The following is a 26258-nucleotide window of genomic DNA, read 5'->3' as shown; positions in this document are numbered from 1 at the left end:
ATAGACCAACTTAAGGCTACAGAGCGCCGAAGAATCAGTATTTACCCTACGGTTACTGAACCGGAGAGAACCTGAAAGACCCGGACAGCCAGAACACCTCCGTCTCGCCTTCATAGTTCGAATCGGTGCCCATAAATACCCAAAGTCGCCCTTGCGCATCCGAAGTGACGACCGGAGCGTTATCGCTGGCAATCGAAAGTTCCTTGGAGACGAACGGTCCATCTAACGCGCATGTGCCGGTCACCCGATCCGAAGAAATAATTCCGATATTGAATGGGCTACCACTGTCGGCGTTCTGGTCACCGTGTTCGAAATTCGGTCGTAGGCTATTCTCGGACCCCGGCTCTTCGCTCAGCAAAAGTTCGGGTTCGACTGGCGATGCGCCAGCCTGGATGACAACTCCGCTAGGCGAGCCGCCTACACCGACACAGTTGGGTGGCACATTGGTGGCGAAGCGAACAGTTGCGTCGATGCGATATTGTTGGTTGGGGGTCAGGCCGGAAATCGGTTTCCACAGGAACATGAAAACATCGTCGGAACGGTTGATCGAAAACATCCGGTAACCAGGCCTGCCTAAACCGGGCACCATTTCGACCGACGCTTCGAAGCCGAAGATCGTTAAATCCTGATCGCGACCATATTCCGAAAATTCTGGCGTAAACCCGTCATCGCCTTGGACAAAATCGAAATCCAGCGATCCAGTGACAGGCGCCGGCGTGGGCGTAGGAGCTGGCGTAGGTGTCGGAGTTGGCTGATTGATCGGCGGGGGCGGCGCACTGTCATCGCCGCCGCAGCTTGCAAGTGTGAAACCAATTGCGATTACCGAAACGACATAGCGGTTCATCGAAATCTCCAACCGAAGCTGACAGGAAATTTGCTTTGGTAAACATTGCTGTACGATGAATTGGGGCGGTCGACCCCACGTTGCTTGAACAGCCTTTCCTGTACGCGCAATCTGTGCCCTGTGTTTACGGATGTCGAAGTAGCCCGCGTACTGCATTCGCTCAGCTGCCTCGGTGAAGGGCCCCCGTTCTTCCATTCTGTGCAGGTGCGCGCATCAGGTACGGCGCCGGAAAGGACCGCCGCGCATGATTTGCGTAATTTAGCAAAATCCCCCGATCGACCTCACTTGCGCGAGTCGAATGTGGCCAGCACCTCATACCCCAGAACCGCTGCCGCCACCGCCGCATTTAGGCTGTCGGCGCGCCCGCGCATTGGCATCGTCACACGCAGGTCGCACGCCGCTTCGTACGCTTCCGGCAGACCTTGAGATTCGTTGCCGACCATCACGAAGCAGGGCGCGGTGTAAGGGGCTCCGCGATAAGGAACGGCATCGCGCAGGCTGGCCGCGACCAATTGCCCTCTTTCGCCGCGTAGCCATGGCTGGAATTCGTCCCATTGTGCTTGCACCAGCCTCTGAGTGAATACCGCGCCCATGCTGGCGCGTACGGCCTCGACCGAAAACGGGTCGGCGCAATCGTCCAGCAGGATCAGCCCCCCAGCGCCGAGCGCATCGCCGGTGCGAAGCATCGTTCCCAGATTGCCGGGATCGCGCAGAGCCTGCGCTACCAGCCAGATCGGCGCGGCTTCGCGGTCGAACGCCGCGAGCGAAGTATCGAACTGGTCGAACACCCCGGCTACCGCTTGCGGATTGGATTTTCCGATGATCTTGGCGAGAATGTCCGCGCTGGTTTCGATCACTTCGCCGCCTGCTGCCGCAACCGCGCTTTCCAGCGCAGCCAGCAGCGGATGCGCCTCGCGCCGTTCCGCCATAATCAGCGTTTCGGGGACGCGGCCGCTTTCCAGCGCATCGGTCAACAGCCGCAACCCTTCGGCCAGGAATTTGCCCTCGCGCTTACGGTGTTTCTTGTCCCGCAGGCTGCGGATGAACTTTACTGTAGGGTTGGAAAAGCCGGTGATCTGTCGACGCTTGATACTGTGCGGCGCAGTTGCACCGGGAGCGGCAGGCGTGATCACTCCTCGCCGAACCCGGTTTCCACCAGAGCGGCAAGGTCGGCCAACACCGTGTCCCGATCAGCGCCCGCGACCCGCAAGGTCACCGTGTCACCCTTGGCCGCACCCAGCATCATGAGGCCGAGGATCGAACCGCCTGCCGCCTCGGTCCCGTCCTTGACAACCGATACGCTGTGGCCATCCGGCAGTTCGGCAACGGCGTTCACGAATTTTGCACTGGCGCGCGCGTGCAGGCCGCGCGTGTTCACGATCGTGAGGCTGCGTTCGACCTGCGGCCCGCTCATGTTGCAGGCTCTTTCTTTGCGCCTGTTCCTGACTTGCCTACATCCTTGCCGAGAAATTCGCTGGCAACCGTTATGTAATTACGACCAGCATCGCGCGCAGCGGCCACCGCGTCGGTTACCGTCATGGATGTGCGCGCACCCGCCAACCGGATCAGCATTGGCAGGTTTATGCCCGCAATCACCTCGATCGTACCCGGCCGCATCAGTGAAATGGCAAGATTGGAAGGCGTCCCGCCAAACAGGTCGGTCAGCAGGATTGCGCCTTCCCCCGCATCCACTTCGGCGATGGCGTCGGCAATCTCCTGCCGTTTCTGTTCCATATCGTCCGCCGGACCGATGCAGACGGTTTCCAGCGCGTCCTGCGCACCGACGACGTGTTCCATCGCATGGACGAATTCGGCGGCCAACCGGCCATGGGTCACAAGCACGATGCCGATCACATTTGCGGCCCTTCTATCTCGTCAGCAGCGCGCGAAGCCAGGTTGCGGTGCACGAGTGTGGGCGAAAAGCCCGCATCTCGCAAGACCTCGGCCATGGTCTCTGCCGTGTAAACCGAACGGTGCCGCCCGCCGGTGCATCCAAAGGCGATATTGACGTAGCTTTTGCCCTGCGCGCGGTGTGCGGGCAGCACGGTCAGCAGCAAATCGCGTATGATGGTGAAGGCGTTGTCGAACGTCGGATCGCGCCGGATATGTTCACCTACCGGCGCGTCGATCCCGGTCAGCTCACGCAAATCTTCCACCCAATGCGGATTATCGAGAAAGCGCATATCGAACACGTAATCGGCCAGCGGCGGCATTCCGCGCGCGAAGCCGAAGCTGCTGACAATGACTGCCATTTCATCGGGCGCGCCGGTGGCAAAACGTTCGCGGATGTCCTGTTTCAGCTGGTTACTGGAAAAGTCCGATGTATCGACCACCGCGTCGGCCCAGCGGCGCAGCGGTGCAACCAGTTCGCGCTCGGCCCTGATGCCTTCGCGCACTGGCCGTCCGTCGGCCATTGGATGCCGCCTGCGCGTTTCGTTGTACCGCCGCTCCAGTTCGTCGCCCGCGCAATCGATAAACAGTGTGGCGACGGTAATATCGCCGCGCTGCGACAGGTCCTTCACCAGCGCGATAGTGTCAGGCGGGCTGAAGCCCCGCGTGCGCGAATCGAACCCGATGGCGAGCGGCGGGCGATCTTCGCCAGCGGCAGTGTGCGATGCCGTACGCTCGATCAGACCGTCGAGCAGGCGGATGGGGAAGTTATCGACTGCTTCCCAGCCTAAATCTTCGAGCACTCGCAGCGCAGTAGTCTTGCCCGCGCCGGACAGGCCGGTCACGAGCAGGATGCGCTGCGGTGCATTCTGGGAGGGCGAGTCGCTCATTGCGCCCGGGGAATGGCCCGCTTCCGCACTCAAGGGAAGGGCTGGCGTACGGGATACGGCAATCCGTGCATCGCCAGCGCGTGTTCTGCACGAATGGCGATGGCGGGTCCGCGGGGGTCGAAATCGAGCGCCGGGATCGCACAGTCATGGCGCAGGACCGTGCCAGCATGTTCGATGAAGCGAGGTGCATCGGCGCTAAGCGTGAGACACAAGGCAACCGGTGCGCTGGCAGTTTCGAATGTTGCGATGCCGACATTGCGGATCTCGACCAGTCCCCTGGTGGTTTCGGCAGGCGCTGCCCACAGAACGTCATCTTGCCGGAGCAGGCGCACACCGTCATCGCCGATCAATGTGGCGCCGCGGTCCAGCAGCATGAGGAGGAGGGTAGTTTTGCCTACCCCGGGCGGACCTTCGATCAGGATCGCCCGGCCCGCCACACTGACGCAGCTGGCCTGATGGAGGACGCCGGTATCGGCAATATTGTCGAACCCACTGCTGCCGGTCATACGGGTAAGATGTTCATCAGGCTGCAGTGCTCATGGCGTCAGGCAGATGCAGCTCGAAACAGGCTCCGCTGCGCTGGTCGGCACGCGAATGCACGGTGAGCGAGCCATCATGCGCTTCTGCAATGGTGCGCGCGATTGCCAGGCCGAGGCCGGAATGATTGCCGAAATCCTCGCTTTCCGGGCGGTCGGAATGGAACCGCTGGAAGACTTTTTCCCGTGCATCCTGCGCGACGCCCGGTCCCTCGTCACAAACTGTCAGCCTTACGCATTCGTCCGGATGGTCGATCGTGACCGTCACCACTCCATCGGGGGGCGAGAAGGAGACGGCATTGTCGAGCAGATTTTCGATCACCCGCTCCAGCCGTACCGGCACTCCAGCGACCACGGCGCGCAGCATCGGCCGTTCGAAGGCTATCGTGCGCCCTTCGTTTTCGGCGCGGCTTTCACGCGTTCCGATAATGTTGATGAGGAGGTCGGCCAGATCGACTTCCTCGAAAGCGGTACGGGTCATTTCCGCGTCGATCCGGCTGGCGTCGGAAATCTCGGTTACCAGCCGGTCGATCCGGCGCACGTCGTGCGCGGCGATATCGGTCAGCTTCCCGCGTAGTTCGGGGTCTTCGACGCGCACCAGCGATTCGATCGCGCTGCGCAGGCTGGCAAGCGGATTCTTGATTTCATGCGCCACATCGGCAGCGAAATGTTCGGTGGAATCGATCCGCTGTCGTAGCGTATGCGTCATGTCGGAGATGGCGCGGGCAAGCAGGCCGATCTCATCGTTTCGGTCCGGCAAACGGGGCACCTCCACCTCGCGCTCGCGGCCCGCCCTGACGCGGAACGCCGCGCGCGCAAGCAATTGCAGCGGCGTCACGATGGTGCGGGCAAGATAGAGCGAAAGAAAGATCGAGATCATCAGCGCCAGCACCACGCCGATCAGCAGCGTTTGCCGGGCGCTTCGCACCGATTCCGTAATATCGATGGCGTTGCGTGTCGTCAGCAGCGTCGAACCCTGCAAGCCGACCGGGGCCGCCGCTGTGATGACCGGCGTCCTATCCGGCGCCTGCGCCAGTTCGATCTGCGTCACGCCTTCCTCGCGCGCACGAGCAAGCACGGGAAAGGCGTCGGCACGCTCCGATTCCGGTTCGAGATAGGGCGGGATGGGCTCCGCGTTGACTACCGCATCGACAATGCTGTCGAGCAGCCGGGCGAAATTGTCGCCCCAACCGTCCGCATCAGGATCGCCGAACACGAAAGCCGGTCCGTCCAGTTCGAAACTGTCCGCCCATTCGTTGCCTTCTGCATCATACATTCTGAGGCGCATCTTCTGCTCCTTGCCGATCTGGATCAGCAAGGCTTCCTGCCGTTCACGGCTGGCACCGGCCAGCGCCTCCGCCGTGATCTGCGCCTCGATACGGGCCAGCTTGTATCGTTCCGACAGAAGCTGTTTTCGGTAATTGTCGATGTAGAAAATGCCGCCGCCCAGCAGCAGCAGCGGCAGAATGTTTACCGCCAGGATACGGCTGGTAAGCGCGAAGCGGCGGGTAAGGCCGAATTCAGACAACCGATCGCGCAGTATTCCGCCGCGGTAATCAGCCATCGGTGAAGCTGTAGCCTGCACCGTAAAGCGTTTCGATAGAGCTGAACTGGTTGTCGACCATGCGGAACTTGCGGCGCAACCGTTTGATGTGGCTGTCCACGGTACGGTCATCCACGAACACGTCGTCGGGATAAGCTGCATCCATCAACTGGTTGCGGCTTTTGATGACGCCGGGACGCACGGCAAGCGCTTCCAGTATCAGGAATTCGGTCACGGTGAGCGAGACGTTCTTGCCATCCCAGCTTACCATATGGCGGGTCGGGTCCATCACCAGCCTTCCACGCTGGATGGACGCACCGGTTTCAATCGCCGCCGCCGGATCGCCATTGGCACCGCTATCGCCATTGCGGCGCAGGATCGCGCGTATGCGCGCCACCAGCAGTCGCAGGCTGAACGGTTTGGCGATGTAATCGTCCGCCCCCATTTCCAGGCCGGCTTCCTCGTCCTGCTCGTCATCCTTGCTGGTAAGGAAAATCACCGGCAGATCGATGTGCTGGCGCACGCGGCGCAGCAATTCGGTGCCATCCATGCGCGGCATCTTGATGTCGAACACGGCGAGGTCGGGCGGATTGTCGAGCAATGCGCCCAGCGCCGCCTCGCCATCGGAATAAAGCCGCGTGACAAAACCCTCTGCCTGCAAGGCGATGCTGACCGAGGTCAGGATGTTCTTGTCGTCATCGACCAGCGCGATGGTACGGCCGACACCGTCGCGCGGCTCGCCGCTAGTGGCGGGGGTCTGAACATCGGTGTGGGTAGGTGCGCTATCCATGGCCCGCAGCTTAGCGAAGCGCAGGTTGGCCTGCAATCGCGATACCTATACAGGTGCGCTTCTGGCGAAAACGTCGTCCGCGCCATTTGACTGGCATCGGCGGCATCTTTATTGGCAGCGGCAACCGCGCGTGCATTCGTATGCACCCAATATGCACCGGACTGCGGCAACCGCCACAGTCGGGCCAACCGAATCGCCGCGCCGCACCAGGAGAATACCGTGATCGCGCTATCCACCCCCCTGACTGCCCAGGGCATTTCCACCAACGCCAAAATCCACCCGAATCTCGGTACCCATGAATTGGTCGAGCATGCGGTCGCCAACAGCGAAGGACGGCTGAGCAAGCACGGTGCGCTGGTAGTGGAAACCGGACAACACACCGGCCGCAGCGCGAAGGACAAGTTCATCGTGCGTGATGGCGAGACGGAGGAAAGCGTATGGTGGGGCCGCGTCAACGCCGCCATGACGCCGGAACATTTCGCCAATCTGAAAGAAGACTTCATGGCTGCCGTGGCTGCGAAGGACACGCTTTACGTGGCCGACCTGTTCGGCGGTTCGCAGCCCGAACACCGTGTGAATGTGCGCGTCATCAACGAACTGGCGTGGCATAATTTGTTCATCCGCACGTTGCTGGTTAGGCCCACGGCGGACGAGCTTGATGGTTTCACGCCGGAATACACGATCATCGATCTGCCCAGCTTCCGCGCCGACCGGGAACGGCATGGTACGCGCAGCGAGACCGTGGTGGCGGTGAACTTTGCCGAAAAGCTGATCCTAATCGGCGGCACCAAATATGCCGGCGAAATGAAGAAAAGCGTGTTCGGCGTGCTTAATTACCTGCTGCCGGAACAGGGCGTCATGCCGATGCACTGTAGTTCCAACATTGGACCCGATGGCAAGACGGCAGTGTTCTTCGGCCTTTCCGGCACCGGCAAGACTACGCTTTCCGCCGATGCCAGCCGTACGCTGATTGGCGATGATGAACATGGCTGGTCGGACACGGCGGTCTTCAATTTCGAAGGTGGATGTTACGCCAAGATGATCCGCCTCGATCCCGAAGCGGAGCCGGAAATCTACGCCACCACCAAGATGCATGGCACCGTGCTCGAAAACGTGGTGATGGACGAAGACGGCAACATCGACCTCGACGATAACGCGCTGGCTGAAAACACGCGCGGTGCCTATCCGCTGGAATCGATCCCCAACACATCCGAAAAAAACATGGGACCGGTTCCCAGCAACGTCATCATGCTGACCGCAGACGCATTCGGTGTTCTGCCCCCGATTGCGCGGCTTACGCCGGATCAGGCGATGTACCACTTCCTGTCGGGCTATACCGCCAAGGTCGCCGGAACCGAGATCGGCGTGACCGAACCCGAAGCCACCTTCTCCACCTGCTTCGGCGCGCCTTTCATGCCCCGCCATCCCAGCGTCTATGGCAATCTTTTGAAGAAGCGCATTGCCGAAGGCGACGTGCAATGCTGGCTGCTCAACACCGGCTGGACCGGCGGCAAATATGGCGACGGCGAACGGATGCCGATCAAGGCCACCCGCGCGCTGCTGAATGCCGCGCTCGACGGCGATCTCGACGATGTGGAGTTCCGCAAGGACCCCAATTTCGGGTTCGATGTACCAGTATCGGTGCCGGTACTGGAAACAAAGGGTGTCGACCAGACCATCCTCGACCCGCGTTCGACCTGGAGCGATGCGGAAGAATATGATCGCACGGCACAGAAGCTGGTAAAGCTCTTCGTGGACAATTTCTCCGAATTCGAAAGCCATGTCGATGAAGGCGTGCGGCAAGCTGCGCCGGTAAAAGTGGCCTGACCAAACGGTTCTGTCAGTGCCGCCCTAAAACGGCGCATTGGCACCGCCATGGACCGAAGAGCCCCCGTACGGAACGCCGTGCGGGGGCTTTTTCGTCTGCTCATGCGTTGAACCGGTGATGCCGGAGTATATTGCCCTGCGCAGCATTTAAAAGGAGAGCTGATTTGAGCCTGTTCGACAGTATTCTGGGCCAGGTGTCCGACAACCCGACCATCAAGAACATGGCCGCGAAATTCGGCCTCGATCCTGCCGATGCCGCGAAGGCGGTGGCGGCCCTTGGTGAGGCTCATCAGGACCCAGGCGATACGATCGAAATTGCCGCGCAGAAAACCGGAATGGACGCCGATACCCTGAGCAAAATCCGCGAATCCATCGGCGGCGAAGGATCGCTTGGTTCATTTGCGAGCATGATCGACAAGGATGGGGACGGCAATCCGCTGAACGATATCGCGAACATGGCCAAGGGCCTGTTCGGCGAAAAATAATCAAAGCGAATTAGAAGGAAATACAAATATGAGCTTAGCCCAAATGCTGCAGCAAAGCGGCGCAATCAACTCGATGGCCGGCGAACTCGGCATTGACGAACGAACGGCGCAGACTGCGGCCGGCGCGCTGTTGCCCGCGATCGTTGCCGGGATGGGGCGTAGCTCCGCTGGCTCGACCGGCATTGGCGGCCTCGGCAGCCTGATCGGCGGCATGGGTGGCGGCGGCCTGCTGGAATCGGTCCTCGGCGGCGGAGCGACGCCGGCCGACAAGGGCAACGATATTCTCGGCACGATCTTCGGCAACAAGGATGTTAGCCGCAGTGTGGCCGGCGAAGTGTCCTCGATGACCGGGATCGACGAGGGTATCCTGAAGAAAATGCTGCCGATCCTGGCGATGGCGGTGGCCGGTTACATGGCCAAGCAGGCTGGCGGCGGTGCAGGTGGCACAGCGGCAGGCGGCGGTTTGGGCGGTATCCTCGGCTCGATCGTGGGCGGTCTGGCGCGCCGATAAGCACCGTTATTTGCATAAATCGGATCGGGGCGCGAAGCTTGCACGGCTTCGCGCCCCGTCTTGCGTGCGTTACCCGCGCACTTCGGCGATGTACCGCCCCACATTCTGCGTCATGACATCCATCGGGGCGTTGCCTCCCAGGACCACCGCATCGTTGAACGCCTTGAAGTCATAGGCACTACCCAGCTCGCTTTGTGCACGGGCGCGCTGGCGAACGATCTCGCTATGCCCAAGCTTGTAACCGCAGGCCTGCCCCGGCCAACTGCAATAACGGTCGACTTCGCTTTCCACCTCGGCCCGTTTCGACCCGTTGCGTTCGACGAAGAAATTGACGGCGCGCTCGCGGCTCCAGCCCTTGGCGTGCAGGCCGGTATCGACCACCATCCGGCATGCACGGAAGGCGAGGCTTTGCAGATAGCCCAGCCGTCCGACCTTGAATTCGTCATACGCGCCCAGTTCGTCGGCCAGCTGTTCACCATATAGGGCCCAGCCTTCGCTGAAAGCGTTGAACGCCAGGATCGAGCGGATCAGCGGCAGGCGGTTGGAATATTCGCCTTCCCAGACATGGCCGGGAATGGTTTCGTGAAAGGTGAGGTCGGCAAGGTCGTATTTGCGGTGAAGGTCGGTTGTGCCAAGATTGATCCACATCCGGCCTGGGATAGTTCCGTCCTTGCTGCCGGCACCGCCATAAGCACCCGGTGCGCCCGGTTCTTCCGCCAGCGGCAATCGGCGCACTTCGAGGTTGGGATCGACCAGCGTGTTGAAAGCGCGCGGCATTTCCCCGCGGATCCACGCGATGCGATCATTGATGAACGCCATGATCTCCGCTCGGCCCGGATCGCCTTCCGCAAATTTGTAACGCGGGTCGGCCGAAAGGCCCTGCATCCGCTGCCCGACGGAACCCTTGGTGTAGCCGATCTCCCGCAGGATCGGGTCCATCCGCGCATGCAGCGATTCCAGTTCCCTCAGCCCTTGGTTGTGAACTTCGTCGGGAGTCAGGCGAGTGGTGGTGCTGGCGCGCAGGCCCCAATCGTACCACTCGTCCCCCTTGGGGCGCGCGGACATGCCCGGCGCGGGAGTGGCGACTGCGCGCTGGGCCTGCAGTTCCGCAAGCTGCCGTTGCAGCGCGGGAAGCACACCGGTCTTGGTTGCATCCTCCACTCTTCCGGCCCAGCCGCCAGGCAAACCAGCTTCGGTAAGGCTGGATGTCAGCGAGGATGTATATGGTTCCCCCTTGGCGGCGTCGGTGATGGTCCGCTCCATCTGGGCGATGGCCTTGTCGAGCAGGAAGTCAGGCGGGACCACGCCCATGGCGCGCGCCTGGCCGATCCGTTCAAGCTCCCCATCGATCGCGGCGGGCATAGCCTCAATCCGGTTGACGAAAGCCTCGGCATCGGCCTCGTCCGCGATCGGATGGGAGGAATCCATGAAGCGCGGCATATCCAGATAGGTGCCGACATTCTGGATCACGACATAAGGCGCGTTGCGCCAGCTGCCGACGGCGACATCGCCATAGGGCAGAGCAAACCCGTCCAGCGCAGTACTATACGCGCTTTTGACCACTTCGACGCTGGTGCGCGTGGCGTCGTCCGCGCCTGATACATCGATCGCGCTGACTACCGCGAGATCCTTCGCCAGCGTTGCGGCATAGGCGCGCTGCCCGCCGATGCTCTGATCCTCAAGTTTCGATCGAAGCCCGGCATAAGCGCCGGTATCGACGCCCAGACTGGTGGCGCGTTCGGGCTCGTGGGTGAGGAGATTGTAAGCCACCTTCTCCAGTACCGCATCCAGGCTCATCGCGCCGCCGGGCAGGCTAGCGGCGGGTGCCATGGTCCGGCACCCCGCCGTGGCAAGTGCGGTCGTAGCGCCGAGGCCGATCAAAGCCTGGCGGCGGGTGAATGCGAAGTGTGTAGATGTCATGCCCGCACGATGGCGCGGTGCATGGCGCGTGTCAAAAGGGGCTGCACACAAAACGGGCGGACCCGAAGGCCCGCCCGCTGTTTTTTCGTGGTTTCGGGTGCTACCTCAATCGAGGAATTCGGCCGGAACCTGGCCGCCATTGCGCGACAGTTCCTGCATCGTCTTGCGGTGCAGCCAGACATTGTCTTCTGCGCTGCCTGAATAATCGGTACGCCCAAGTTCGCCGGCCAGCGCCTTGCGGTTTTCGTAACTGGGATCGACCCCGATCAGCTTGAGCAGGTCGACAATGGATGTGCGCCAGTTCAACCGGTCCGCACCAGGCATGGAATCCAGCTGGTTTTCGACATTGATGACTGACCTCTGATTTGTTGTCGCTGCCGTGCCGCCGACACCTGCACCGCCGATTGTGGTGCCTGTTTTCGTTTTGGTTTCGGCCTGATCGTCATCTTTGCCGAAGATGGCAGTCTTGATTGCGCTGAAAATTCCCATGGAGCTTATTCCCTTATAGTGTCTGTGTCGCGTGGCGATTTCCGCCTCGAGGATATAGCGGCTAGCGGGGCGTGAAGTTCCGAAGTATCGCCGCGAGGCACTACCCTTTGGAGAGATCGCCGCCATGAATATCATCCTTTCGGTCGTGATTCTGGCGGTCCTGGTTCTGCTTTACGGCGCATGGCGGCTGTGGGCACGCGGTGTGCGTAAACAGGCGGTGCTGATGGTGATCCTGGCGCTGGTGGGCCTTGCCAATGTGGCAATCTGGACGTTGCCCGACGATACCGGCAACGCCCCGATTTCTAAACTACCCGATTGAGGCTGCCTATTCCGGCAGTACCCAGCGGATCGAGCCGCTATAACTGCCTGTCGTCACCTTCCCGTCGGTCCCACGTGCCGCGGTGAAGCGCGCGCGCTTGGTTATCAACTGGCAGGTGCTGTCATCCATGGAACTGTGGCCGGTACCGCTGGTGATGGTGCAGCTTTCGACGCGTCCTTTCGCCGAAACCGCCAGGCGGAACGAAGCGGAGCCGACCATTTCGCGCCGTATCCAGCTGGACCGATAATCGTTTGTAGTAATCCACGTGCCGGGATCGTTGGCAGGCTTCGCCGCTACCGGATCGAAAGTGGGGGCTAGCGGCGTGGGAGTTGGTTTTGGAATTACTCTGGGTGTCGTGCCGGTGCCGGATGTCGCGGGCCCGGAGTTTATGATCGGGTCGCTGGCCGGCGGGAAGAAGTCGTTCGTGCTGTCGATCGGCGGGGTGGGAGCTGGCAGATCGATCGGTGGAACAGGCGTGAAGATGGGCGGTAAGGTGGTCTCATCGCGCTGCGCTTCGGGCGGAGTTTCGGGCGGGGGTGGCGGCTTGGGCGTCTCTTCGGGCACCGGTATGAAAGTGCCTTCGAGCGTGTCGTCGATGAACGGCTGAATGCTTTCGGCCAATCCGAAAACCAGCAAAGCGCCGATCCCGGCATGGACGGCTATCACCCCGCCGATGGCAGTCTTACGGTTCTCGAGTGTCGGTGCGTCTGTAAATGCCATGACGGCCTCTCCTAAAAGAGCGCGGCCTGTCGTAGATGCAAGCCTGTCGCTTACATACTGTGTGATATAGTATCATATCATAAGCAAGTTAATTCGCGTAGCAGTTTGCTACCTAGTCGTTTGAAAAGCTCGCTGAAGCGCCCGTCAGACGCGGCAAATCACCGGATCGGGCACGCCGGATCGAGCCGGAAATCGAGGTAATTATCGACCGAACCCATCAGTTCCTCGATTTCGTTTTCGAAGAAGTGGTTGGCACGGGGAATTTCCTCGTGATGGATGGTGATGTGCTTTTGCGTACGAAGCTTTTCCACCAGCTTGGTCACGGCGGGCGGCTGCACCACCGTATCGGCGCTGCCCTGGATGAAAATACCGCTGGCCGGGCAGGGCGCGAGGAAGCTGAAATCGTACATGTTGGCAGGCGGCGCGACCGAGATGAAGCCACGGATTTCGGGCCGCCGCATCAGCAATTGCATACCAATCAGCGCGCCGAAGCTGACGCCCGCGACCCAGGTTACCTGCGCCTCCTGATGCATGGACTGGACCCAGTCGAGCGCAGCTGCCGCATCGCTCAATTCGCCCACGCCATTGTCAAAGCTGCCTTGGCTGCGGCCGACGCCCCGGAAGTTGAAGCGCAAGGTGGCAAAGCCGCGATCCACGAAGGTCTTGTACAATTGCTGCGTAATTCGTTCGTTCATGGTGCCGCCACCCTGCGGATGCGGGTGCAGGATCATGGCGACCGGCGCGCGCGGACGCGGGGGAGGGCTGAAACGACCTTCGAGGCGGCCTTCGGGACCGGGGAAAATAACGGATGGCATGGATACGGGTCCTGTCGGATTAAGAGCCGGTCGCTGTGGCCTTGACGGGCGGCGCGGCGGCGTGAAAGCTTGCGCGCGCTATATAGGCATCCGGGCAAAAATCGCAATCACGTATCCCGCCCGCGATCCTGCCATCTCGCTTGCAATCAAGGACAAACGGTATCGACCGCATCTATCTCGACCATGCCGCCACTACCCCGCTGCGACCCGAAGCGCGTGCAGCGATGCTGGCGGGCGGCGAGCTGTGGGCCAATCCGTCCAGCCCCCATGGCGAAGGCCGTGCTGCGCGGGCGGCGTTGGAGGACGCGCGTGCGCGGCTGAAACAGGCGCTGGACTGGGATGGCGAGGTTATTTTCGTATCCGGTGCGAGCGAAGCGGCGACTCTGGCGCTTGGCCGGGCAAAAGGCGGTGCGCGGCTGGTGAGCGCTGCCGAGCACGACGCCATCCTGAAAGCCGCGCCGCAAGCCGAGCGCTTGCCGGTGCTGCCCGACGGTTCGCTCGATCTCGACATATTGTCGGAAGCGGTCACCGGGCGCGAGCAGCCGGTGGTCGCAGTGCAGCAGATCAATTCGGAAACGGGCAACCGGATGGACCTTCCGGGTATCGGCCGAATGGTGCGCGAGGCTGGGGGACTGTTGCTGGCAGATTGCGCGCAAGGGGCGGGCAAGTTCGCTCTACCGGACGCCGATATGTGTATACTATCCGCACATAAGTTCGGTGGCCCCGTGGGAATCGGCGCGTTGCTCGTGCGCAATTTTGCCCTGCTGGAGCCTGGTGGAGGGCAGGAGCGCGGCTATCGCCGGGGCACCGAGAACTTTCCCGGCGTGCTAGCCATGGTGGCCGCGCTGGAAGCTTGCAGCGATCCCTATGTGGACGCCGCCGTGCTCGAACCGATGCAGCGCGTCGCCGAACGATGCCGGGCTGGCGTTGGTGAGGGCGAGAGCGGCGGCGTGTGGCTTGCGGACCGATTGGCCGATCCGACCCCTTACATCGCCGCAATTGCAATGCCGAAAATGTCCGGCAGTGCGCAATTGATGCGGCTGGACATGTCGGGCATTGCCGTCAGCCAAGGCTCTGCCTGCTCCTCCGGCAGCCTGAAGCAAAGCCATGTGATGACCGCGATGGGCATGGACGAAGATGTGGCCGCCCGGATGATCCGCGTCAGTTTCGGATGGTCGACAACGCGCAGCGAAGTGGAACGCTTTGCCGACGCGTGGCTGCAGCTTGCCACCGGATGACGGGCCATCATCGCGCCTTTCCTACAACACCGGGAACGCGCTATCCCGGCAATCGCTATGCTGATGGACGCTCGGATGAAAACGAGGCCTCTAAACCCTGTCCGTCCGCTCCGTGGAAAAACTGTTTTGGAACGCGATATCAAGATCTTGGATGCCAATATGAATAGTGACGCGGTGTCACCTTCGTCACTTTCGGTAGCGCCGAACCGAACGGGTTGGTGCGCATGATCTATCTCGATTACCAGGCGACCACGCCGCTCGCACCCGAGGCGCGCGATGCCATGCTGCGATGGCTCGACGGGCCGGGCGGCACCGGCTTTGGCAATCCGCATAGCCCGCATCGTATGGGCAGGCAGGCCGATGCGGCGGTGGAACTGGCGCGGGACCGGGTGGCGGCACTGTTTCCGCCAGGCGGGCGCGTGATCTTCACCAGCGGCGCGACCGAAGCGATCAATCTGGCCATGCGCGGGACCGGCGAAAGCGGGCCTGTAGCGATCTCGGCCATCGAACATTCCGCTGTGCGCGATACCGCTGCCGCATTGGGCGATCCGCATATCCTGCCGGTGGCAGAGGATGGTGTGGTCGATCCCAAGGCCGACATTCCGCGCGGTACCCGGTTGGTCGCCTGCATGCAGGTCAATAACGAGATCGGGACGATCCAGCCTACACTGGAATTGCACCGGAAAGCGAAGGGTATGGGCGCGCTGTTTCTGTGCGATGCGGTCCAGGCATTCGGAAAGATGGAGTTGACGTTGGCCGACATGATCGCCGTCAGCGCGCACAAGTTGCATGGCCCCAAGGGTATCGGAGCGTTGTGGGTGCGCGACGGGGTGGAATTGAGCGCGCTAACAACCGGCGGCGGGCAGGAGGACGGGCTCCGCGCCGGCACGCTCAGTCCCGCATTATGCGCTGGCTTTGGCGCGGCGGCCAAGCTGGCGAAAGAGCGTATGGGGGCTGATGCGGACCACGTCGAAACGCTATGGAACGCCTTGCGTAACCGGTTTTCGGACTGGACATTGAATGGCAGCGACAAGGCGCGCTACAAAGGCAATCTGAACCTGCGGCGGGGCGGACTTGATGTGGCCCGCCTGATGAACGACGCGCGCGATGTGATGTTCTCTGCCGGGTCCGCTTGTGCCAGCCAGACGGGCAAGCCCAGCCATGTGCTGCAGGCCATCGGGCTTGACGCGAAACAGGCGAAGAACTCAATACGTCTGGGCTTCGGACGGTACACGACGATGGATGAGATCGAGGAAGGGGTCGACGCCATCCTCAAAGCCGCGAAGATGCAGGATTGATAGGGCGAAACTGATGGTCGATGTCGTGTTCACGAACAAGGACGGCAGTGCCATCGCCGCCAGCGGCGATGAGGGCGACAGCCTGTTGCGTGTAGCGCAGGCGGCCGGACTGCCATTGGAAGGAACGTGCGAGGGGCAGATGGCCTGCTCCACCTGTCATGTGGTGGTCGCCGCCGAATGGTTCGAACGACTGCCCCCCGCCTGCGAAGAGGAAGAGGATATGCTCGACTTCGCAGCCGGCGTGCAGCCCACCAGCCGCCTCGCCTGCCAGATTGTGTTGGACGCGAAGCTGGCCGGGCTGGCTGTGGCTGTTCCCGATGACAGCCACGACATGCGCCGGATTTAGTGGTTATTTTCAGTCTCGAGTTCACGAATACGCGTTAGAATTTGATCCGCATGCGAATAAATGTCGGTAGGATTTTCTACGGATAACCGCGTCTCCTGCTTTCCTTCAAACACGCCGAGATGACGCGCTGTAGGGCTGTTAAAATGGAGTCGTGCAATTGTCCGACGATTATTGTCATCCAGAAGGATCGCGCAATATGATTTCGCATCACGCAATATGACACGGTCGACAGCTACAGCTTGCGAAGCAATTGCGCGAACGATGTTGAACCCGTCCAGTTCAGACTGCGTGGTTTCGATATCAGAAAAATCGACGGGTTCATCGGTATCGCTCGGTGACCCGTTGGATTGTGAGATGGCGCTCTCGAGCCGTTCATTTACTCCATCCCGTATCAAACCGACTATCGACTGGGTTATTACCTGCTTGAAGCGAGACCGTATGGTTTGAGTCAGCCGACCTTCATGGAGACGGTTTGCGATCATTCTCACAAATTCATCTGACGGCTCATCGAATTCTTTGCGGAGCTCAGCACTTACCTCGCTCTGCAGTTTCAATGTTCCTGCTTGAGCCGATATTTGTTCAAGATTAAAATCAGCTTTCCGGAAAGCTCTAAGAGTCTTGAGATCACTCTTCCGGTGATCTTCAAGATTAAAGGTGAAAAATGGCTTGTCATCCATCCGATTCGTTCGGTCGCCATCGGTATAAAAATTGTAGAGCAAGCCATTTGTCAGCAGTGCTACTTTTGCGTCAGTTGTCGCAAAGTATCGAAACAGCTGACTGGCATGCTTACTGGAAAGTACGCTATTAGCGGGCTTGCACTCTACCAAGATAGACAACTCGCCATTCACATGGATTGCGTAGTCTACTTTCTCCCCCTTTTTGGTTCCGACGTCGCATGTAAATTCAGGTTCGACCTCTGATGGATCGAAAATATCATATCCAAGCGCCCGAAGAAAAGGAAGGACCAAGGTCGTTTTTGCGGCCTCTTCACTTTTCAATATGTCGCGATGTTCCCGCAACTTGCTTTGCAGATCGCCAATCTCGCTCTCGAATTCCATATAACCCCCCTAAAGAAGAAAAGCGCTACTTTCGCGAGAACATAGAAGAGATCAATAAAAAAGGTCCGCCGAATGGAAGCGGCGGACCTTTTAAGAGTTTGGTCGAAAGGGCGTTAGGCAGCCTTGGCGGCGCTCCCTTCGACCATATCAATCAATGCCTGCGAAAAGGCGGGAATGTCGTCCGGGTTGCGGCTGGTGATAAGATTGCCATCCCGCGCCACTTCTTGGTCGACGAAGTTTGCCCCGGCATTCTTCATGTCGGTGCTTATCGAATGATAGCTGGTCAGTGTCTTGCCTTCGACCAGCCCGGCTTCGATCAAAAGCCATGGGGCATGGCAGATCGCGGCGATCGGCTTGTCCGCTTTTGCGAAATCGCGCACGATCTGGACCGCATCGTCATTCACGCGCAGGAGGTCAGGATTGATCTGGCCACCGGGTAGAAGCAAGGCGTCATAATCGTCTACTTTCACATCGCCGACCGTGATATCGACTGCGACGCTCTTGCCCCAATCGCCGCCATCCCAACCCTTGATCTCGCCATCTTCCAGGCTTGCTACGGTCGTCTTGATACCCGCATTTTCCAGATTGGCTTTCGGGTCCATCAGTTCGGACTGTTCGAAGCCATTGGTGGAGAGAATGAGTACATGTTTCATCGGTTTATTTCCTTCATTTGCTGTTGTCCGTTCAATGCGTGGGGAAAGGCCATGGTTCCCTTCTGTTAGGCAGCGCGTCCCGGTGATAGAGCGGGCGGTATGGCCAAAGATACTATCGACCTGGAACAGCCCGACGATTTCGATGCGATCGTCGATGCACCCTTCGATTCCGCGCTTTCGGAGCGCTATCTGGTCTATGCGCTGTCCACGATCACAGCCCGTTCGCTGCCCGATCTGCGCGACGGCCTGAAGCCCGTCCATCGCCGTCTTCTGTGGACCATGCGGCAATTGAAGCTGGACCCCGGCAACACGTTCAAAAAATCCGCCCGCGTGGTGGGCGAGGTGATCGGCAAGTATCACCCGCATGGCGACACCGCCGCTTATGACGCGATGGTTCGGCTCGCACAGAATTTCTCCCTTCGCTATCCTCTGGTGGAAGGGCAGGGCAACTTCGGTAATATCGACGGCGATAACGCCGCCGCCTACCGCTATACCGAAGCCCGCCTGACCAAGACCGCTATGCAGCTGATGGAAGGGCTGGATGCGGGCACGGTCGATTTCATCCCGACCTATAATGGCGAGGAAGAAGAGCCGGAGCTGATGCCCGGCCTGTTCCCCAATCTGCTGGCCAACGGTACCAGCGGCATCGCGGTTGGCATGGCGACCAACGTGCCGAGCCACAATGTCGCGGAAATCATCGATGCGACGCTGGAGCTGATCGACAATCCTTCAGTCGAACATGACCGTTTGATGGAGCTGTTCCACGGGCCCGACCTGCCGACCGGTGGGCTAATCGTCGACAGTGCCGACAGCATATCCAAGGCCTATGAAACCGGGCGCGGCAGCTTTCGCGTGCGCGGGCGGTTTCATGCGTCCGAAGCGGAGAAGGCTGACGATCGCGACGCCGGGATCGAACGGCTGGGCGGCGGGCAGTACCAGCTCGTAATCAGCGAAATTCCGTATCAGGTGCAGAAGGGCAAACTGATCGAACAGATCGCCCAGCTGATCGCCGACAGGAAACTGCCGATCCTGGAAGACGTGCGCGATGAGAGCGACGAGGATATCCGGCTGGTGCTGGTGCCGCGCAACCGCAATGTCGATCCCGAATTGCTGAAGGAATCGCTCTACAAGCTGACCGATCTGGAAATGCGGTTCGGCCTTAACCTCAACGTGCTGGACGCCACCCGTACGCCGATGGTCATGGGGCTGAAGGAGCTGCTGACGAACTGGACGGCATCTCAGATCGACATCCTGCAGCGCCGTACGCGGCACCGGTTGGAGCAGATCGCGCGGCGGCTGGAACTGGTCGACGGCTACATCGCCGCCTTCCTCAATCTCGACCGGGTGATCGAGATCATCCGCACCGAGGACGAGCCGAAACAGATAATGATGGCCGAGTTCGAGCTGACCGACCGGCAAGCCGAAGCCATCCTGAACATGCGTCTGCGATCCTTGCGCAAGCTGGAGGAAATGCAGCTGCGCGGCGAGAAGGATGCTTTGTTGAAGGAGCAGGACGGGCTGGACAAATTGCTCGCCTCGCCTGCCCGGCAGCGTACGCGGTTGAAGCGCGACCTGACCGAACTGCGCAAGGACTATGCCGAAGACACTACCCTTGGCCGCCGCCGCACCACCATTGCCGAAGCCGCACCGGCCGTGGAATTCAGTATGGATGCCATGATCGAGAAGGAGCCGGTGACCGTCATCCTTTCCGAGCGTGGCTGGATCCGCGCCGCGAAGGGGCACGTCGATCTGGGTGCCGACGGCAATGGTGCGGAGTTCAAGTACAAGGATGGCGACGGCCCGGCTTTTGCGCTCCACGCCCAGACCACTGACAAGCTGCTGCTGGCAGCCGGTAATGGCCGGTTTTACACCCTCGGCGCCGACAAGCTGCCGGGCGCACGCGGCTTTGGTGAGCCGGTACGCGGAATGGTCGATATCGACGCGGATGCCCCAATCGTCGCGTTACGGCTGCACCGGAAGGGTGGCCAGCTATTGATTGCGGCGAGCAATGGGAAGGGGTTTGCAGCGCAGACCGACGAATTGCTGGCTGAGACGCGCAAGGGGCGGCAGGTCGTCAATGTGAAGGCTGGCACCGATCTGACCGTAGTGAAGGAAATAAATCCCAGCCACGATCATGTCGCGGTAGTGGGCGAAAACCGTAAGCTAGTGGTATTTAACCTTGAAGAACTGCCGGTTCTGGCGCGCGGGCAGGGCGTCATGCTGCAACGCTACCGAGATGGCGGCTTGGCGGACGCGACCACTTTTACGCTGGAAGAAGGGCTGAGCTGGCAAATGGGCGGCAAGGGCGATCGTACTCGCACCGAAAACGAAATCTGGCAGTGGAAGGTAGCACGCGGAGCTGCGGGCCGGATGCCGCCACAGGGTTTCCCGAAGGACAATTTGTTCTGAAAAACGGGCGTTTATAAGGAATAGGGCGGCGAATATTATTGCCTCACCGCCCTACATTTCCAACCCCGATCAGCTGCGCTCGGCCTTGCAGACTTTCAGCGGCGACTGTTCGCTTCCATCGATCCCGGCCTGCAAGAACAAGGCGAAGACGTTCACGAAATTTTCCGGCGGCAACGGAGCCAGTTCGCGGGTTAGGCGGTCGACCACATCGCATGTTTCGGTACTGAATTCCTTGGTAATGCCGTCCGCAATCGCGGCGCGGCCAAATTCGATCAGTGCAGGATTATTTGGAAGCGGATTCCCCCCGATCCGCTCTATCGCGCTCACGGTTGCGGGCAGGTTGCGGTCCGCAATCGGTGTCAGGCGGTCCGCCAGCCGGTCGGCATTGGTCGCCAGATAGCTGCCATTACCCAGCTTCGGCGTGCAACGCTTGGCTGTGCTTTTCAAAAGCGGCGGCAGCAGATTGGCGGTAACCGCGCGGCTTTCGGCGCGGCTGACACAATCGGCCTGCTGCGCGATTGCGGATGCGGGCATGGCAAACGTCGCCAAGGCGGCGGCTGATAGGGCGAAATAGTTCTTCATCTGGCTATGATCCCTTGTCCGGTAACAATAAAAATAAATTCAGAACAGCGCGGTGAAGCGTGCCGGGAAGTTTCCGTAAACGACGGATATTTGCTTTTCGTTCATACAGAGTGACTATTTTATGAACGACACAAGCTCGGCCAATTTGTTTTCACTTAATCGGATTTGTTTATTTCACGTTCCAACAGCGTTAATACCCGCGTGCGGGGTGGGAAATCTTCCTCGATCCAACGGTCCTGCACGGTCCGCATGACCCGTCCTACCTCCGGCCCGGGCCTTACGCCACGTGCGAGTACATCGCTGCCGGATAGCGGAAACGCTGGCGGTGCCCAGCCGAGAAGATCAGCCAGATCGCTGCCAGCCAGCAGCAAGCGACCGATTGCACATTCGAGTCCATGTTCGAACGCCAGACGGCGCGGTTGCGCGGTGTCATCGACATCGCGCCCGGCAAGGCAGCGCAGCGCCTGCGATTGCGCACTGGAGAGCCGCAGCGCCTTCGCAAGTTTCGCAGCAGCTGTGGATGTGGCCGGTATCAAGGCGGCAAGGCGCCGGACGGGATCGGGATGCACGTCGTTCGCCTGTTCGGCGTCGACCAGCGCCGCCAAGTGTTTCGTTGCCTCATTCGCCAGCCCCGGAACAACGCGGTGTAGCACGTCCAATCGCATCAACATATCCGTTGCTCCGGTCGGGTCGGGCAAAGCCATAATACGCGTCAATTCCCAGCCGATCCGTTCACGCGACAGGTCCTCGACCGTGTGCGCCAGCGCATGACAGGCATTCTCAGCTTCACCGTCCGTCCGCTTCATATCGCCGAAGCGCGCGCGGAAGCGGACATAGCGCAGGATGCGCAAGTGGTCTTCTCGAATGCGAGTTGCGGCGTCGCCGATGAAGCGTACGTGCCGGGCCGCCAGATCGCTCAGGCCGCCGAAATAGTCGTCGATCGTCAGTGTTTCGGGATGGGCGTAGAGCGCGTTGATTGTAAAATCGCGCCGCGCTGCATCGTCGCGCCAATCGGTGGCGAAGGCGATTGTCGCGCGCCGTCCATCGGTCGCCACGTCGCGCCTCAAGGTGGTTACTTCGACCGGTCCGCCGGGCAGTATCGCGGTTACGGTGCCGTGCTCGATACCCGTGGGTATGGTGCGAATGCCGGCTGCCGTGCACAAATTGATTACCGTTTGCGGATGGTGCAGAGTGGCCACGTCCACATCGCTGACCGGCAGGTCCAATAGCGTGTCGCGCACGGCCCCGCCGACCCACCGCATCTGGTCCGCCCCGAGCGCGGCGACCAGAGCGTCCATGCCCTCGCGCTGCATCCAGCTGGCGGCAGGTAGCCTGTCGGGAAATGCCTTACCCATCGATGAGCTCCGTCAGCCGCATTCGCCGGGTGAGGTTGATGATGATCGCTGCCGTCACCCCCCAAATGCGGTAACTGTCGTAGTGCAGTTCGAAATACTGCCGGTTGGCACCGCGCCAAAATGTCTCGCGGCGTTCGTAGTTTTGCTCGTCGAGGAGCAGGGCAAGCGGCACCTCGAACCAGCTTTCCACCTCGCCCGGATTGGGCACCAGCGGCAGGTCCGGCGGGACAACGCCTAATACCGGCGTAATCTCGAAGCCGGTGCCGGTCACATATCTGTCGGTCGCGCCGATTATGTCCACGTGATGGGTTTCCATGGCGAGTTCTTCGCGAGCTTCGCGCAGGGCGGCGGTCACGGCATCCTCGCCGGTGTCGATCTTGCCTCCGGGGAAAGCGACCTGTCCCGGATGATCGCGCATGTCTTTGGGTCGCCGGGTCAGGATTACGCCGGGCTGCGGGCGGTTCGTCACGGCAATCAGGACGGCGGCAGGCTGCGGCGTACCGCTGGCAAATCGCGCATCTGTCAGCAGGTCGGGAGACGCCACCCGGGGTTGCCCGATATCGCCATGCCCATCGTCGAAGATGCGCTGCAACCGGCTGAACAGGTCGGTCATTCGGGAATAAGCGAGAAGGATGCACCCTGGCTGGTTATGCGCCAGTCCTCGCTTCCGTCAGTTGCGGCGTCCAGCGCAATTTGCGCCACCTGCTGGTAGGTGGAACGATTGAGCCGCGCCTCGCACCCGCGCCGGACTGCCAGATACAGGGCAGGCGTCTCGCTATTCCCGCGCGCCGTTAACGGATTATCGGGTCCGGCGAGTACAAGATCGTCAGTATTCAGCCGAAACGCGAGAGCCCCGTCGTTCTGTGCGGCGTCGGTGGCAATAAAGGCGGCATCCTCCACTGCGATCGTCAGCTTCTGTACCGGGGTCACAAGATAATGCTGTCCGTCATCCTCGCGCAGCAGGAGCGAGGCAAAGGCGCGTACCATTGCTGGCCGGGATATGTGGGAACCGTCATGCGACCAGCTGCCATCCGCCGCGATCCGCATTCCGCTATCGCCGTGATGCTGAGGCGACCATTGTTCAACGGGCGGCAGGCGCCGATCAGCGACCGCTTGCGCGAGCTGTGTCAGTGACATTCCAGCGATTTCTGGGGGTGGTTCGTATGGCATCGCAGCAGGGAATGCCAGAATGGTGGGCCAGCGCCAAGGGCCGTGATGCGTAGCGCGAAGCAGGTGCTCAGTTCTATCGGCTCGTTTGCTTCGCTCGCGCTGTTTCGGCAGTCCAGGGGCCGAGCATCCCGTGGTTTGGCAGAACTGCCGGGTTGTCGGTGCGCAGCAGCAGGCGCTCATGCTCAAACGGCCCGGGGCAATGCCAGTCGCCGGTATAGTCGGCGGTAAAGCCAAAAAACCGTCCGTAATAGTCGGGATCGCCGATCATGATTTGCGGCAGTGCGGCCGGCTCGCCCAGAGCTTCCAGCGCCGCCAGCATCAACGCCTTGCCAATGCCTTCACCTTGCAAGGCCGGAAGGACCGCAACCGGTCCCACCATGACCAAGGGGTGCGGCCGGCCCTTCTTGTCTGTCAGCGCAACCGGCCAAAGCTGGATGGTACCGGCAAGATAGTCATCATCATCCAGAGCGGCAAAGCTAAGTCCTGGGAGCCAATCGGTTTGCTCGCGGATGCGGTAGGCGGTTTTCGCGTGGCGCTCCTGTCCAAAAGCGGCATCCAGCAGCTTTTCGATCAGGGCGGGTTCGACCGCGTCCAGTGGCACCAATGTCGGCATGGCAGCGCCGTTGGCGCAAAGCCCTGCTGCTGTCGAGCCTGTTATGCGGCGGGCATCAGCTTAAGGAGTTTGGCGTTATCGCCATCCTCCAGTACCCACAAAGCACCGTCGGGTCCCTCCAGCACATCGCGTAGCCGCTCACCCATTGGATATCGGGCGACTTCGCGCGCCGAGGTTCCGTCCATTTCGACCCGGATCAGGGCGTTGGTCTTCAAACCAGCGATAATCGCGTCGCCGCGCCATGCTGGAAACGCGTTGCCGGAATAGAACGTAAAATCACCTGGTGCGATGACTGGCGTCCAGTTTATTACGTAACTTTCGAACTCCGGGCGGGTCGAATGATCGGGAATGTTGCCCCCGTCATATTCGTCCCCGTCGGAGACTACCGGCCAACCATAATTCTTACCGCGCTCGATGAAATTCAGTTCATCGCCGCCGGCAGGACCGTGCTCCAGTCCCCATAGTCGTCCACTGGCATCGAATTGCATGCCGAGGATGTTGCGATGGCCGTAGGACCAGATCTGGTTGGTCGGTCCGTTCCGATCGGCGAAGGGATTGCCCGCGGCGGGTGTGCCGTCCAACGTCAGGCGGACAATGCTTCCAAGCGTGTTGCCGGTATCTTGCGCGGGGGTTTTCTTCTGCCGGTCGCCGCTAGCAATATACAGGTGTGCCTCGTCCGGGGAAAACGCGATCCGGTGTGAATAGTGTCCGCGCCCTGTCACTTTGGGCGCCTGACGCCAGATAATATCAAGGCTATCGACGCGGCACTCGTCCGCCTGGTCGCAGATCAGCATACCCTTGCCGACGACTGCACCGCGCGTATCCCCACTACCGGCTTCAGCCCAGCTCAGGAAGATCGTACGCCGATTCAGCGTGGCGGCGCTTTCGGATGGCAGGAACGCGATGTCGCCCAGACCGCCCTGGCCGCCATAATCGACCTCGGGCAAGCCGCTCACAGTGCCCATCTTGCCGGTGACGGTATCGACGAACTTCATGCTCCCCGGCTTTTCGGTAACGAACAGGACCGGGGTGCCGGGCGCAAAGGCCGCTGCCCATGGTTCGTTGAAACTGCCATATTCGGTTTGCATGAACTGACCATCTGCGGACATGGTCGGCGCAGGCGTACTCACCGCTTCGGCTGAACTATCCCCGGTCGTCGCTCCGCCGCAGCTTGCGATGGCCATCAAGGCGGGTGACAGGGTAAGGAGCGAGAGGGCGCGCTTGGCCGGGAGAGAGTTCTGCATGTTGTCTGGAACGCCGCAAACGCCGTTCGGGTCCGGTAAAATCGTGATCGGTGTGGACGAGGCAGGGCGAGGGCCGCTAGCTGGGCCGGTCGTGGCCGGCGCGGTGGTTCTGGGAGAGCAATATCCCGCCGGACTGGACGATTCCAAGAAATTGACCGCCAAGCGCCGTGCGCTGCTGGATAAGGAGATCCGCTTCCGGTGCACGTGGGGCGTCGGTATTGGCGATGTGGACGATATCGACCGGCTCAACATTCTGGGCGCCACGATGCTCGCCATGACCCGTGCGGTGGGTGCTTTGTGCGACGCAATGGGCAGGCAGCCCGACCAGGTGCTGGTTGATGGCAACATGACACCTTCCGGCCGCTCGGATGGCTGGCGCTGGGACGCCCGCGCGATTGTGGGTGGGGACGGGATCGAACCATGTATTTCGGCAGCCAGCATCGTGGCGAAGGAATGGCGCGACCGGCTGATGATTGCGGCTGCGCTCGACCATCCGCAGTATGGCTGGGACCGGAACAAGGGCTATGGCACGCGCGAACACACGGAAGCCTTGCGTTTACACGGACCGACACCGCTCCACCGCCGAAGTTTCGCACCCGTGGCTCAGGCGGCATTGCTGTAAGGGCGTCAGTTTATAGAAATGGAGGGGCATTTGTGTTGCTGGCAAACCGATTGTAAGGGGTTTGCAGCGCAGATCGCGCAACTAGTATTCT

The 26258-nt window shown here is 60.7% G+C and carries 29 protein-coding genes; 9 read left to right on the top strand and 20 right to left on the bottom strand.

Annotated elements, in window-relative coordinates:
• Nucleotides 1-52: 52 nt before the first annotated feature.
• From HME9302_RS08795 to HME9302_RS08760, 8 genes are all read right to left on the bottom strand, one after another.
• A complete protein-coding gene (locus HME9302_RS08795; protein ID WP_181815721.1) occupies nt 53-1000 on the bottom strand; it encodes a hypothetical protein in 948 nt (315 codons plus the stop codon).
• 125 nt (nt 1001-1125) lie between these two features.
• Nucleotides 1126-1935 (bottom strand): TrmH family RNA methyltransferase, encoded by an 810-nt coding sequence (locus tag HME9302_RS08790; RefSeq protein ID WP_115367615.1) that lies wholly within the window; start codon nt 1933-1935, stop codon nt 1126-1128.
• Nucleotides 1936-1973: 38 nt separating this feature from the next.
• Entirely contained in the window at nt 1974-2258 is a 285-nt protein-coding gene (locus tag HME9302_RS08785) for an HPr family phosphocarrier protein (RefSeq protein WP_115366707.1), read from the bottom strand.
• Complete coding sequence (locus HME9302_RS08780) at nt 2255-2698, bottom strand: PTS sugar transporter subunit IIA (RefSeq protein WP_115366706.1); 444 nt, start codon at nt 2696-2698, stop codon at nt 2255-2257. The genes HME9302_RS08785 and HME9302_RS08780 overlap by 4 nt, the downstream gene beginning before the upstream one ends.
• Entirely contained in the window at nt 2695-3624 is a 930-nt protein-coding gene (rapZ, locus tag HME9302_RS08775) for an RNase adapter RapZ (RefSeq protein ID WP_115366705.1), read from the bottom strand. The genes HME9302_RS08780 and rapZ overlap by 4 nt, the downstream gene beginning before the upstream one ends.
• Before the next feature lie 29 nt (nt 3625-3653).
• Nucleotides 3654-4130 (bottom strand): HPr kinase/phosphorylase, encoded by a 477-nt coding sequence (locus tag HME9302_RS08770; protein WP_115366704.1) that lies wholly within the window; start codon nt 4128-4130, stop codon nt 3654-3656.
• Between the two features lie 16 nt (nt 4131-4146).
• A complete protein-coding gene (locus tag HME9302_RS08765; RefSeq protein WP_115366703.1) occupies nt 4147-5724 on the bottom strand; it encodes a sensor histidine kinase in 1578 nt (525 codons plus the stop codon).
• Nucleotides 5717-6493, bottom strand: a complete 777-nt coding sequence (locus tag HME9302_RS08760; protein WP_115367614.1) for a response regulator transcription factor — start codon at nt 6491-6493, stop codon at nt 5717-5719. Before HME9302_RS08760 ends, HME9302_RS08765 begins: the two co-directional genes overlap by 8 nt.
• Before the next feature lie 219 nt (nt 6494-6712).
• On the opposite strand from HME9302_RS08760, the gene HME9302_RS08755 reads away from it, so the two are divergent.
• From HME9302_RS08755 to HME9302_RS08745, 3 genes are all read left to right on the top strand, one after another.
• Nucleotides 6713-8320 carry a phosphoenolpyruvate carboxykinase gene (locus tag HME9302_RS08755; RefSeq protein ID WP_115367613.1) on the top strand — a complete coding sequence of 536 codons (1608 nt, stop codon included), beginning with the start codon at nt 6713-6715 and terminating at the stop codon, nt 8318-8320.
• A 164-nt stretch (nt 8321-8484) separates the two neighbouring features.
• The gene (locus HME9302_RS08750; protein ID WP_115366702.1) at nt 8485-8805 is read left to right on the top strand and encodes a hypothetical protein; all 321 of its coding nucleotides are present in this window, start codon (nt 8485-8487) and stop codon (nt 8803-8805) included.
• Between the two features lie 28 nt (nt 8806-8833).
• Nucleotides 8834-9316 (top strand): DUF937 domain-containing protein, encoded by a 483-nt coding sequence (locus HME9302_RS08745; RefSeq protein ID WP_115366701.1) that lies wholly within the window; start codon nt 8834-8836, stop codon nt 9314-9316.
• A gap of 69 nt (nt 9317-9385) precedes the next feature.
• Here HME9302_RS08745 and HME9302_RS08740 read toward each other — a convergent pair whose 3' ends face one another.
• Nucleotides 9386-11236: a DUF885 domain-containing protein gene (locus tag HME9302_RS08740; protein WP_115366700.1), complete on the bottom strand. Its 1851-nt coding sequence runs from the start codon at nt 11234-11236 to the stop codon at nt 9386-9388.
• A gap of 105 nt (nt 11237-11341) precedes the next feature.
• Entirely contained in the window at nt 11342-11725 is a 384-nt protein-coding gene (locus tag HME9302_RS08735; protein ID WP_115366699.1) for a DUF3597 domain-containing protein, read from the bottom strand.
• A 124-nt stretch (nt 11726-11849) separates the two neighbouring features.
• On the opposite strand from HME9302_RS08735, the gene HME9302_RS08730 reads away from it, so the two are divergent.
• Nucleotides 11850-12044 carry a hypothetical protein gene (locus HME9302_RS08730; RefSeq protein ID WP_115366698.1) on the top strand — a complete coding sequence of 65 codons (195 nt, stop codon included), beginning with the start codon at nt 11850-11852 and terminating at the stop codon, nt 12042-12044.
• Nucleotides 12045-12050: 6 nt separating this feature from the next.
• On the opposite strand, the gene HME9302_RS08725 is transcribed toward HME9302_RS08730, so the two are convergent.
• Nucleotides 12051-12764, bottom strand: coding sequence for an energy transducer TonB (locus tag HME9302_RS08725; protein ID WP_115366697.1), 714 nt, complete (start codon nt 12762-12764; stop codon nt 12051-12053).
• 158 nt (nt 12765-12922) lie between these two features.
• On the bottom strand, nt 12923-13579 hold the full coding sequence (locus HME9302_RS08720) for an alpha/beta hydrolase (protein WP_115366696.1): 657 nt from the start codon (nt 13577-13579) through the stop codon (nt 12923-12925).
• A gap of 140 nt (nt 13580-13719) precedes the next feature.
• On the opposite strand from HME9302_RS08720, the gene HME9302_RS08715 reads away from it, so the two are divergent.
• From HME9302_RS08715 to HME9302_RS08705, 3 genes are all read left to right on the top strand, one after another.
• Nucleotides 13720-14817 carry a cysteine desulfurase family protein gene (locus HME9302_RS08715; RefSeq protein WP_230079940.1) on the top strand — a complete coding sequence of 366 codons (1098 nt, stop codon included), beginning with the start codon at nt 13720-13722 and terminating at the stop codon, nt 14815-14817.
• Between the two features lie 224 nt (nt 14818-15041).
• Nucleotides 15042-16115 (top strand): cysteine desulfurase family protein, encoded by a 1074-nt coding sequence (locus HME9302_RS08710; protein WP_115366695.1) that lies wholly within the window; start codon nt 15042-15044, stop codon nt 16113-16115.
• 13 nt (nt 16116-16128) lie between these two features.
• Nucleotides 16129-16461 carry a 2Fe-2S iron-sulfur cluster-binding protein gene (locus HME9302_RS08705; protein WP_115366694.1) on the top strand — a complete coding sequence of 111 codons (333 nt, stop codon included), beginning with the start codon at nt 16129-16131 and terminating at the stop codon, nt 16459-16461.
• On the opposite strand, the gene HME9302_RS08700 is transcribed toward HME9302_RS08705, so the two are convergent.
• Nucleotides 16458-17519 (bottom strand): type I restriction endonuclease, encoded by a 1062-nt coding sequence (locus tag HME9302_RS08700; RefSeq protein WP_115366693.1) that lies wholly within the window; start codon nt 17517-17519, stop codon nt 16458-16460. The genes HME9302_RS08705 and HME9302_RS08700 overlap by 4 nt on opposite strands.
• 113 nt (nt 17520-17632) lie before the next feature.
• On the bottom strand, nt 17633-18172 hold the full coding sequence (locus HME9302_RS08695; RefSeq protein WP_115366692.1) for a type 1 glutamine amidotransferase domain-containing protein: 540 nt from the start codon (nt 18170-18172) through the stop codon (nt 17633-17635).
• A gap of 99 nt (nt 18173-18271) precedes the next feature.
• Between HME9302_RS08695 and parC the strand changes: the two genes are divergently transcribed.
• Nucleotides 18272-20581 (top strand): DNA topoisomerase IV subunit A, encoded by a 2310-nt coding sequence (parC, locus tag HME9302_RS08690; RefSeq protein WP_115366691.1) that lies wholly within the window; start codon nt 18272-18274, stop codon nt 20579-20581.
• 69 nt (nt 20582-20650) lie between these two features.
• Here parC and HME9302_RS08685 read toward each other — a convergent pair whose 3' ends face one another.
• The 6 genes from HME9302_RS08685 to HME9302_RS08660 all read right to left on the bottom strand — a co-directional run bounded on the left by HME9302_RS08685 (nt 20651) and on the right by HME9302_RS08660 (nt 25545).
• Nucleotides 20651-21163 (bottom strand): hypothetical protein, encoded by a 513-nt coding sequence (locus HME9302_RS08685; protein ID WP_115366690.1) that lies wholly within the window; start codon nt 21161-21163, stop codon nt 20651-20653.
• Between the two features lie 155 nt (nt 21164-21318).
• Complete coding sequence (locus HME9302_RS08680) at nt 21319-22518, bottom strand: CCA tRNA nucleotidyltransferase (protein ID WP_115366689.1); 1200 nt, start codon at nt 22516-22518, stop codon at nt 21319-21321.
• Entirely contained in the window at nt 22511-23131 is a 621-nt protein-coding gene (locus HME9302_RS08675) for a CoA pyrophosphatase (protein WP_115366688.1), read from the bottom strand. Before HME9302_RS08675 ends, HME9302_RS08680 begins: the two co-directional genes overlap by 8 nt.
• Entirely contained in the window at nt 23128-23688 is a 561-nt protein-coding gene (locus HME9302_RS08670; protein ID WP_115366687.1) for a DUF1285 domain-containing protein, read from the bottom strand. Before HME9302_RS08670 ends, HME9302_RS08675 begins: the two co-directional genes overlap by 4 nt.
• Nucleotides 23689-23761: 73 nt before the next feature.
• Nucleotides 23762-24301, bottom strand: a complete 540-nt coding sequence (locus HME9302_RS08665) for a GNAT family N-acetyltransferase (protein ID WP_115366686.1) — start codon at nt 24299-24301, stop codon at nt 23762-23764.
• A 41-nt stretch (nt 24302-24342) separates the two neighbouring features.
• On the bottom strand, nt 24343-25545 hold the full coding sequence (locus HME9302_RS08660) for a PQQ-dependent sugar dehydrogenase (RefSeq protein ID WP_115366685.1): 1203 nt from the start codon (nt 25543-25545) through the stop codon (nt 24343-24345).
• Here HME9302_RS08660 and HME9302_RS08655 point away from each other — a divergent pair.
• On the top strand, nt 25544-26167 hold the full coding sequence (locus HME9302_RS08655; protein WP_115366684.1) for a ribonuclease HII: 624 nt from the start codon (nt 25544-25546) through the stop codon (nt 26165-26167). The two genes, HME9302_RS08660 and HME9302_RS08655, sit on opposite strands and share 2 nt — an antisense overlap.
• Nucleotides 26168-26258: the final 91 nt, after the last annotated feature.

Source organism: Alteripontixanthobacter maritimus (assembly GCF_003340475.1).
In the GTDB taxonomy this organism is placed as follows: Bacteria; Pseudomonadota; Alphaproteobacteria; order Sphingomonadales; family Sphingomonadaceae; genus Alteripontixanthobacter; species Alteripontixanthobacter maritimus.
The sequence above is the reverse complement of the archived record's forward strand: the minus strand, read 5'-3'. Positions and strand labels throughout refer to the sequence as shown.

Bases quoted from the DNA above. Each gene is read 5' to 3' on its own strand.
- HME9302_RS08795 (WP_181815721.1), bottom strand. From the start codon at position 1,000: ATGCAGTACGCGGGCTACTTCGACATCCGTAAACACAGGGCACAGATT.
- HME9302_RS08785 (WP_115366707.1), bottom strand. From the start codon at position 2,258: ATGAGCGGGCCGCAGGTCGAACGCAGCCTCACGATCGTGAACACGCGC.
- rapZ (WP_115366705.1), bottom strand. From the start codon at position 3,624: ATGAGCGACTCGCCCTCCCAGAATGCACCGCAGCGCATCCTGCTCGTG.
- HME9302_RS08770 (WP_115366704.1), bottom strand. From the start codon at position 4,130: ATGACCGGCAGCAGTGGGTTCGACAATATTGCCGATACCGGCGTCCTC.
- HME9302_RS08765 (WP_115366703.1), bottom strand. From the start codon at position 5,724: ATGGCTGATTACCGCGGCGGAATACTGCGCGATCGGTTGTCTGAATTC.
- HME9302_RS08760 (WP_115367614.1), bottom strand. From the start codon at position 6,493: ATGGATAGCGCACCTACCCACACCGATGTTCAGACCCCCGCCACTAGC.
- HME9302_RS08745 (WP_115366701.1), top strand. From the start codon at position 8,834: ATGAGCTTAGCCCAAATGCTGCAGCAAAGCGGCGCAATCAACTCGATG.
- HME9302_RS08740 (WP_115366700.1), bottom strand. From the start codon at position 11,236: ATGACATCTACACACTTCGCATTCACCCGCCGCCAGGCTTTGATCGGC.
- HME9302_RS08735 (WP_115366699.1), bottom strand. From the start codon at position 11,725: ATGGGAATTTTCAGCGCAATCAAGACTGCCATCTTCGGCAAAGATGAC.
- HME9302_RS08730 (WP_115366698.1), top strand. From the start codon at position 11,850: ATGAATATCATCCTTTCGGTCGTGATTCTGGCGGTCCTGGTTCTGCTT.
- HME9302_RS08725 (WP_115366697.1), bottom strand. From the start codon at position 12,764: ATGGCATTTACAGACGCACCGACACTCGAGAACCGTAAGACTGCCATC.
- HME9302_RS08720 (WP_115366696.1), bottom strand. From the start codon at position 13,579: ATGCCATCCGTTATTTTCCCCGGTCCCGAAGGCCGCCTCGAAGGTCGT.
- HME9302_RS08710 (WP_115366695.1), top strand. From the start codon at position 15,042: ATGATCTATCTCGATTACCAGGCGACCACGCCGCTCGCACCCGAGGCG.
- HME9302_RS08705 (WP_115366694.1), top strand. From the start codon at position 16,129: ATGGTCGATGTCGTGTTCACGAACAAGGACGGCAGTGCCATCGCCGCC.
- HME9302_RS08700 (WP_115366693.1), bottom strand. From the start codon at position 17,519: ATGGAATTCGAGAGCGAGATTGGCGATCTGCAAAGCAAGTTGCGGGAA.
- HME9302_RS08695 (WP_115366692.1), bottom strand. From the start codon at position 18,172: ATGAAACATGTACTCATTCTCTCCACCAATGGCTTCGAACAGTCCGAA.
- parC (WP_115366691.1), top strand. From the start codon at position 18,272: ATGGCCAAAGATACTATCGACCTGGAACAGCCCGACGATTTCGATGCG.
- HME9302_RS08685 (WP_115366690.1), bottom strand. From the start codon at position 21,163: ATGAAGAACTATTTCGCCCTATCAGCCGCCGCCTTGGCGACGTTTGCC.
- HME9302_RS08680 (WP_115366689.1), bottom strand. From the start codon at position 22,518: ATGGGTAAGGCATTTCCCGACAGGCTACCTGCCGCCAGCTGGATGCAG.
- HME9302_RS08675 (WP_115366688.1), bottom strand. From the start codon at position 23,131: ATGACCGACCTGTTCAGCCGGTTGCAGCGCATCTTCGACGATGGGCAT.
- HME9302_RS08670 (WP_115366687.1), bottom strand. From the start codon at position 23,688: ATGCCATACGAACCACCCCCAGAAATCGCTGGAATGTCACTGACACAG.
- HME9302_RS08665 (WP_115366686.1), bottom strand. From the start codon at position 24,301: ATGCCGACATTGGTGCCACTGGACGCGGTCGAACCCGCCCTGATCGAA.
- HME9302_RS08655 (WP_115366684.1), top strand. From the start codon at position 25,544: ATGTTGTCTGGAACGCCGCAAACGCCGTTCGGGTCCGGTAAAATCGTG.
- HME9302_RS08660 (WP_115366685.1), bottom strand. From the start codon at position 25,545: ATGCAGAACTCTCTCCCGGCCAAGCGCGCCCTCTCGCTCCTTACCCTG.